Source organism: Actinocorallia lasiicapitis, assembly GCF_054778695.1.
The window spans coordinates 1-6,433 of record NZ_BAAGZI010000341.1 but is presented as its reverse complement, the minus strand read 5'-3'; the positions used below and the strand labels follow the sequence as shown (position 1 = coordinate 6,433).

Annotated in this window: 7 protein-coding genes; 3 read left to right on the top strand and 4 right to left on the bottom strand. The window is 68.6% G+C overall.

Annotated features, from left to right (window positions below; all coding sequences use genetic code 11):
* On the top strand, window positions 1-508 hold a 508-nt coding region (locus ACYVE7_RS26895), incomplete at its 5' end, for a LysR family substrate-binding domain-containing protein (protein WP_460368387.1).
* 108 nt (window positions 509-616) lie between these two features.
* Here the strand turns inward: ACYVE7_RS26895 and qcrB are convergent.
* Genes qcrB through ctaE form a run of 4 tightly spaced genes read right to left on the bottom strand, consistent with a single transcriptional unit; the run spans window position 617 to window position 4,841 of the window.
* Window positions 617-2,245 (bottom strand): cytochrome bc1 complex cytochrome b subunit, encoded by a 1,629-nt coding sequence (gene qcrB / locus ACYVE7_RS26890; protein WP_460368385.1) that lies wholly within the window; start codon window positions 2,243-2,245, stop codon window positions 617-619.
* Between the two features lie 2 nt (window positions 2,246-2,247).
* Entirely contained in the window at window positions 2,248-3,348 is a 1,101-nt protein-coding gene (gene qcrA / locus ACYVE7_RS26885) for a cytochrome bc1 complex Rieske iron-sulfur subunit (RefSeq protein ID WP_460368382.1), read from the bottom strand.
* Window positions 3,345-4,199, bottom strand: coding sequence for a cytochrome bc1 complex diheme cytochrome c subunit (gene qcrC / locus ACYVE7_RS26880; RefSeq protein WP_460368380.1), 855 nt, complete (start codon window positions 4,197-4,199; stop codon window positions 3,345-3,347). Before qcrC ends, qcrA begins: the two co-directional genes overlap by 4 nt.
* A gap of 12 nt (window positions 4,200-4,211) precedes the next feature.
* Window positions 4,212-4,841: an aa3-type cytochrome oxidase subunit III gene (ctaE, locus tag ACYVE7_RS26875; protein ID WP_460368378.1), complete on the bottom strand. Its 630-nt coding sequence runs from the start codon at window positions 4,839-4,841 to the stop codon at window positions 4,212-4,214.
* Between the two features lie 161 nt (window positions 4,842-5,002).
* Here ctaE and ACYVE7_RS26870 point away from each other — a divergent pair, with 161 nt between their 5' ends.
* Window positions 5,003-5,437, top strand: a complete 435-nt coding sequence (locus ACYVE7_RS26870) for a response regulator transcription factor (protein ID WP_460368376.1) — start codon at window positions 5,003-5,005, stop codon at window positions 5,435-5,437.
* Window positions 5,438-5,476: 39 nt separating this feature from the next.
* On the top strand, window positions 5,477-6,433 hold a 957-nt coding region (trpD, locus tag ACYVE7_RS26865; protein WP_460368374.1), incomplete at its 3' end, for an anthranilate phosphoribosyltransferase.

Sequence of the window (6,433 nt, the reverse complement as noted above, 5' to 3'; positions counted from 1 at the left end):
CTGGTCGCCCGAGCTCGGCCAGGCCCTGCACGCGGGCCGGCTCGACCTGGTCATCTCCCACAGCGTCCCGCACTCCGACGCCCTCGACCGCGCCCCGCTGCGGCACGAACCGCTGGTCGCGCTGGTCGCCGCCGACCACGCCCTGGCCGACAGGGCCGCGATCTGTCTCGCCGAACTCTCCGGCGAGACCTTCTGCTTCCACGAGCGGCCGCTGGCCCCCGCCTACCACGACCTCGTGCTGTCGGCCCTGCCCCCCGGCTTCCGCGTATGGGAGCACCCCGTCCCCGGGCTGCGGCTCAACCCGCTGCTCCCCGACGGCACCGGCTTCACGCTGCTGTCCGCGTCCGCCGCGGCCCTGATGCCGACGACCCTGAAAGCGCTTCCGCTGCTCGACCCGCTCCCCACCGTCCCGGTCGAGCTCGTCTGGCACCCCGGTGCCCTCTCCCCCGAGACCCGCAGGCTCCTCGACACCGCCCGCACCCTCGCCGCCGAACGCTCCTGGATCTGAGCCCGCCGGGAACGACGCCCGGGAACGACGCCCGGGAACGACGAAGGCCCGGTCCGCACGGATGCGGACCGGGCCTCGTGTGGCGCTGCTGTCGTCAGCGGCGGACGCCTAGTGCGTCAGTTCCTTCGTGCCGGAGTCGAGCTCGTCATGGCCGTGGCCGTGAGCGGACTCCTCCACCGCGATGGTGTCCTTGTTCCACCACATGTTGAGGCGGGTCCGCAGGTGGCCCAGCGGACCGCGCGTCGGCTTCGCCGGGATGCCGTTGGCGTCCTTGGAAGCCAGCGGCGGCAGCGGCTCCTCCTTGGAGAGGAGCTTGGCCTTCTCCGACGGCGGGGCCGGCTTGTGGATCTCCTCGAACTTGCCGTCGGGCGACATCGTGATGACGCCCGACTCGTAGCCGTGGTCCATCGTCGCGGCGTCGCTGCGCTGGAGGCCCAGGCAGATCCGCTTGGTGATGATGAACGCCAGCACCGGGCCGACGAAGATCGCGACGCGGAAGAAGTAGGTCGTGCCGTACAGCGAGACCGAGAACTTGTCCGCGATGACGTCGTTGGCGCCGGCCAGCCAGAGCAGACCGTAGAAGGTCACGACCGCCATGCCGACACCGGTGCGGGTCGGCGCGTTGCGCGGGCGGTCGTTGACGTTGTGCCAGCGGTGGTCGCCGGTCACCCAGCGCTCGATCCACGGCCAGAGGCCGGCCCCGGTGAAGATGATGCCGAGCGGCACCAGCGCCGGGATGAGGACGTTGAGCGACAGGGTGTGGCCCGCGGCCGTGATCTCCCAGTTCGGCATCAGGCGCAGCGCGCCCTCCAGCAGACCCATGTAGAAGTCGGGCTGCGAACCGGCGGAGATGGCCGACGGGTCGTAGGGGCCGAACAGCCAGATCGGGTTGATCTGGGCGAAGGTCGCCAGCAGCGCGATCACCGCGAAGGTGAACAGGAAGTAGGCGCCGGTCTTGGCCATGAACACCGGGTAGAACGGGTAGCCCGTCACCTTGTGCTCGGTGCCGCCGGTGCCCGGCATCTGCGTGTGCTTCTGGTGCCACATGATCATCATGTGCGCCGTCACGAGACCCAGGATGATGCCCGGGATCAGCAGGATGTGCAGCGTGAACATGCGCGGGATGATCGCCTCGCCGGGGAACTCCCCGCCGAACAGGAACATGTAGACGTAGGTGCCGACCACGGGGATCGACTCCGCGACGCCCTGGGTGATCCGCAGACCGGTGCCGGACAGCAGGTCGTCGGGGAGCGAGTAGCCGAACAGGCCCTCGACCATGCCCAGGGTGAACAGGCCCAGGCCGATGAGCCAGTTGAGCTCACGCGGCTTGCGGTACGCGCCGGTGAAGAACACCCGGAGCATGTGGGCCATCAGCGACGCCATGAACAGGATGGCCGCCCAGTGGTGGATCTGCCGCATGAGCAGACCGCCGCGGACGTCGAAGCTGATGTCCAGGGTCGAGGCGTACGCCTCGGACATCTTCACGCCTTCGAGCGCCTTGTAGCTGCCGTGGTAGTGGACCTCGATCATGCTCGGCTTGAACCAGAGCGTGAGGAAGGTACCGGTCAGCAGCAGGATGATGAACGAGTAGAGCGCGATCTCGCCCAGCATGAACGACCAGTGGTCAGGGAAGACCTTCTTGACGTTGCGCTGGAAGAAGTTGGTCGATCCCAGCCGGTCGTCGATGAACCCGAGGGTTCCGTCGACGGCCTTGGGAAGTTCTGCTTCAGCAGCCATGATCAGCCACGCTCCCAGAAGCTCGGGCCGACGGGCTCGGGGAAGTCCGCGGTGGCGATGAGGTAACCCTCTTCGTCGACCGCGAGCGGCAGCTGCGGAAGCGGCCGGTGAGCCGGGCCGAAGATGACCTTCGCGCCGTCGGTGGCGTCGAAGGTGGACTGGTGGCACGGGCACAGGATGTGGTGCGTGGTCTGCTCGTACAGCGCCGCGGGGCAGCCGACGTGGGTGCAGACCTTCGAGTACGCGATGATCCCGTTGACCGTCCAGTTCATCCGCTCCGGCGACAGCTTGTACTGGTCCGGCGGGATGTTGATGAGGATCGTGGTGGCCTTCGCGATCTGCGTGAGCGCGTCGTGCTCCTCCTCGATGCCCTCGGGCAGCACGGTGATCATCGCACCGGGCGAGTTGAAGTCGGTCGCCTTCAGCGGAGCGTTCGTGCCGTCCACGAGCAGCCGGACGCCCGGCTTGCCCTCGGCCTTGGCCTTGGCGACGGCCTTCTCCCAGAAGGTGTGCCGGAGCCGCTTCTCGGGCAGCGGGCCGAGGTCGCGCAGCAGCACCAGCGGGGCCAGGCCCAGCGGGGCCGCGGCCAGCAGCAGCGTGCGGCGCAGCAGCGGACGCTTGGTCAGACCGCTGTCCAGCGCGCCCTGCTTGACCTCGCGAGCGAACTTCTCGCGGATCGAGTCGTCGGTCGGGAGCTCGTGCCGCTCCTGCTCGATCGGGGCGCTGGTCATGAGGCGGCGCACCCACAGGGTGACGCCGATCGCCATGGCCATGAACGACAGCGTCATCGTGCCGCCGAGCCACAGGTTGACCTCACGGGCGTCTTCGAGCCCGTGCATCCCCCCGTTGCGGCCGGAGAAGCCGATGAAGTAGACGATGAAGGCGACGCTGGCCGCGAACGCGATCAGGAAGATCAGAGCGATGATCCGCTCGGACTTCTTGGCCGCGGCCTCGTCCAGCTCGTAGCCGGGGACGATCTCGCCGGACGGCGTGTCGTCCTTGGCCAGCAGCGTGCCGGACTCGGCCGGAGCCGGGGTGCCGATCACGCGCTTCGGCGCGTTGCCCGAGTTCTCCTCGGGCGCGGTTTCGTTGGATTCGCTCATGACTTCTTCAGCTTCTTCGGCTTCTTGGCGGTGATCCACAGCGCTGCGACGACGAGGAGGCCGATACCGACGAGCCAGCCCGCCAGGCCCTCCGACACCGGGCCGAGACGGCCGAGGCCGTTGCCGCCCGGGTTGGGCTCGGACCGCGTGTGCGTGATGAACGCGATGATCGCGGCCTTGTCCTTCGGCGTGAGCGTCGTGTCGTTGAACACCGGCATCGCCTGCGGGCCGGTCAGCATGGCCTCGTAGATCTGCGTCGGGTGCGTCTCGAGCAGGTTCGGCGCGTACTTGCCGTAGGTGAGCGCTCCGCCTTCGCCCGCGAAGTTGTGGCACTGCGCGCAGTTGGTGCGGAACAGCTTGCCACCGAGGGCGAGGTCGTCACTGGCGGGGACGGCCGGGATGCCCGGTCCGCCGCCGAGCTCCTGGATGTACGCGGAGACGTCGTCGATGTTCTTGCGGTTGAGCTCGCCGTCGTGCTCGCCGCCCTCGAAGGCGAACGGAGTCACGACCTTCTTGCCCGGAATCTGGGCCGCTCCGGTCATCGCGGGCATACGGCCCGTCGAGATCTGGAAGTCGACCGATGCAGCACCGACGCCCAGAAGGCTCGGGGCGATGTCGTTGCCGTTGGCGTCCTTGGTGCCCTGGGCGTTCAGGCCGTGGCAGCTGGCGCAGTTCTGGTTGAACAGCTCGCGGCCGTTCGCCAGATCCTGGGCCTGTGCCTGGGTGCCGTTCGCCTCGGCCTGCTGCGCGGGAGAGAAGCCCGCGTAGAGCACGCCGATCGCTGCCAAGGCGGCCAACACAACGGCGTAGCCCGCCCAGGAGCGTCGGCGCCATGCGGTGAACCTAGTCACGGAATGTCCCCGTTATCGGATGAGGTAGATGGTCGCGAACAGGCCGATCCAGACCACGTCCACGAAGTGCCAGTAGTACGAAACGACGATCGCGCTCGTCGCCTGCTCATGAGTCCAGCGCTTCGCGGCGTACGTGCGTCCCAGAACGAACAGGAACGCGATCAGGCCTCCGGTCACGTGCATGCCGTGGAACCCGGTGGTCAGGTAGAAGACCGAGCCGTAAGCGTTCGAGGACAAGGTCGTACCGTGATGGATCAGCTCGCGGTACTCGATGAGCTGACCGATCACGAACCAGAGACCCATCAGGAACGAGATCACGTACCAGAAGCGCATCTTCTTGATGGCCTCGGGCCCGGAACCGCGCTCGACGGCGAACACGCCGAGCTGGCAGGTGACCGACGAGAGGACCAGGACCAACGTGTTGAACGCCGCGAACGGCAGGTTCAACTCGGCCTGGGGCCACTCCTCGCCGGCGCCCTGGGTCACCGACCTGATGGTGAAGTACATCGCGAACAACGCCGCGAAGAACATGAGCTCGGACGACAGCCAGACGATCGTCCCCACATTGACGAGGTTGGGACGATGTTCCCGACCGCCATGCGGTGCTGTCTGAATCGCGGATGCAGTTGCCACGGGCAGCATTATTGCGGCACCTGGCCACCACCCCGTGCAGGACCCCCCGTTAGAGGCGAACTGACCTCTCAGTTTGGGAACAATTCCGACATACGGGGCGTTCGCTTACCCCTGAGAGGGATGTCACACACCCTCTTGTGATCAATCTTCGAAGCGGTAATCTTGCGCGCATGAGCAGCAGCGACAGCGCCCCGGCCGCCACCACGGTCAAGGTCCTCGTCTACAGCGACGACGCGCACACCCGCGAGACGGTCCGGCTGGCACTCGGGCGCCGCCCCGCCGCCGACCTCCCCCTGGTCGAGTACGTCGAGGTCGCCACCCAGCCCGCGATCGTCCGGCTGCTGGACGCCGGCGGCATCGACCTGGCCATCCTGGACGGTGAGGCGCAGCCCGCCGGCGGCCTCGGCGTGATCCGCCAGGCCAAGGACGAGGTCTACGACGCCCCGCCGATGCTCGCGATCATCGCCCGCAAGGACGACCAGTGGCTGGCCAACTGGTCGCGCGCCGACGCCGTCGTCACCCAGCCGATCGACCCGATGGAGCTGGCCCGCGCCGCCGCGAGCCTGCTGCGCGAGCGGCTCCAGAGCCGCCTGCCCGTCCTCTGAACCACCCTCTTTGATCCACTCCTGGGAAGAGAAGACCCCGTGACCACCCGGACCTCCTGGCCCGCCCTGCTGAACGCCCTCCTCGACGGGGAGACCCTGACGTCGGAGGAGTCCGCCTGGGCGATGAACCAGATCATGTCCGGCGCCGCCACCGACGCGCAGATCGCCGGGTTCGCGATCGCGCTGCGCGCCAAGGGCGAGACGGTCTCGGAGGTCTCCGGCATCGCCGCGGGCATGGTGGCCAACGCCACCCCGATCACGGTCTCCGGCGAGCTGGTCGACCTGGTCGGCACCGGCGGGGACCGCGCCCACACCGTGAACTTCTCCACGATGGGCGCGATCGTCGCCGCCGCGGCCGGCGCCAGGACGGCCAAGCACGGCAACCGTGCGGCCTCCTCGGCCTGCGGCACGGCCGACGTGCTGGAAGAGCTCGGAGTCGTGATCGATCTGCCGCCCGCGCAGACGGTCAAGCTGATCGACGAGATCGGGATCGGCTTCCTGTTCGCGCCGATCTACCATCCGGCCACCCGCCACTCGATGGGTCCGCGCCGCGAGCTCGGCACCCCGACGGTCTTCAACTTCCTCGGCCCGCTGACCAACCCGACCCGTCCCGGCGCGCTGGCGGTCGGCGTGTTCCACGAACGGATGGCGCCGATCGTCGCGGGCGTGTTCGCCGAGCGCGGCAACTCTGCTCTGGTGTTCCGCGGCGACGACGGCCTCGACGAGCTGTCCACCACCGGGCCGTCCCAGGTGTGGGCGGTGCGCGGCGGCCAGGTCACCCGGACCGTCCTGGACCCGCTAGAGCTGGGCATCGCCCGCTCGACCCATGAGGACCTCAGGGGCGCCGACGCGGCCTTCAACGCCGGAGTGATCCGCAAGGTCCTCTCGGGCGAGCAGGGGCCCGTCCGCGACATGGTCCTGCTGAACGCCGCCGCCGCCCTGCTGGCCGCCGACGGCGCTCCCCCGGCCGACGCGCTCGTCCCGGCCCTTGCAGCC

What these genes read in the sequence shown, in the direction of transcription:
- qcrB (WP_460368385.1), bottom strand. Translation starts at nt 2,245, where the DNA reads ATGGCTGCTGAAGCAGAACTTCCCAAGGCCGTCGACGGAACCCTCGGG.
- qcrA (WP_460368382.1), bottom strand. Translation starts at nt 3,348, where the DNA reads ATGAGCGAATCCAACGAAACCGCGCCCGAGGAGAACTCGGGCAACGCG.
- ctaE (WP_460368378.1), bottom strand. Translation starts at nt 4,841, where the DNA reads ATGCTGCCCGTGGCAACTGCATCCGCGATTCAGACAGCACCGCATGGC.
- ACYVE7_RS26870 (WP_460368376.1), top strand. Translation starts at nt 5,003, where the DNA reads ATGAGCAGCAGCGACAGCGCCCCGGCCGCCACCACGGTCAAGGTCCTC.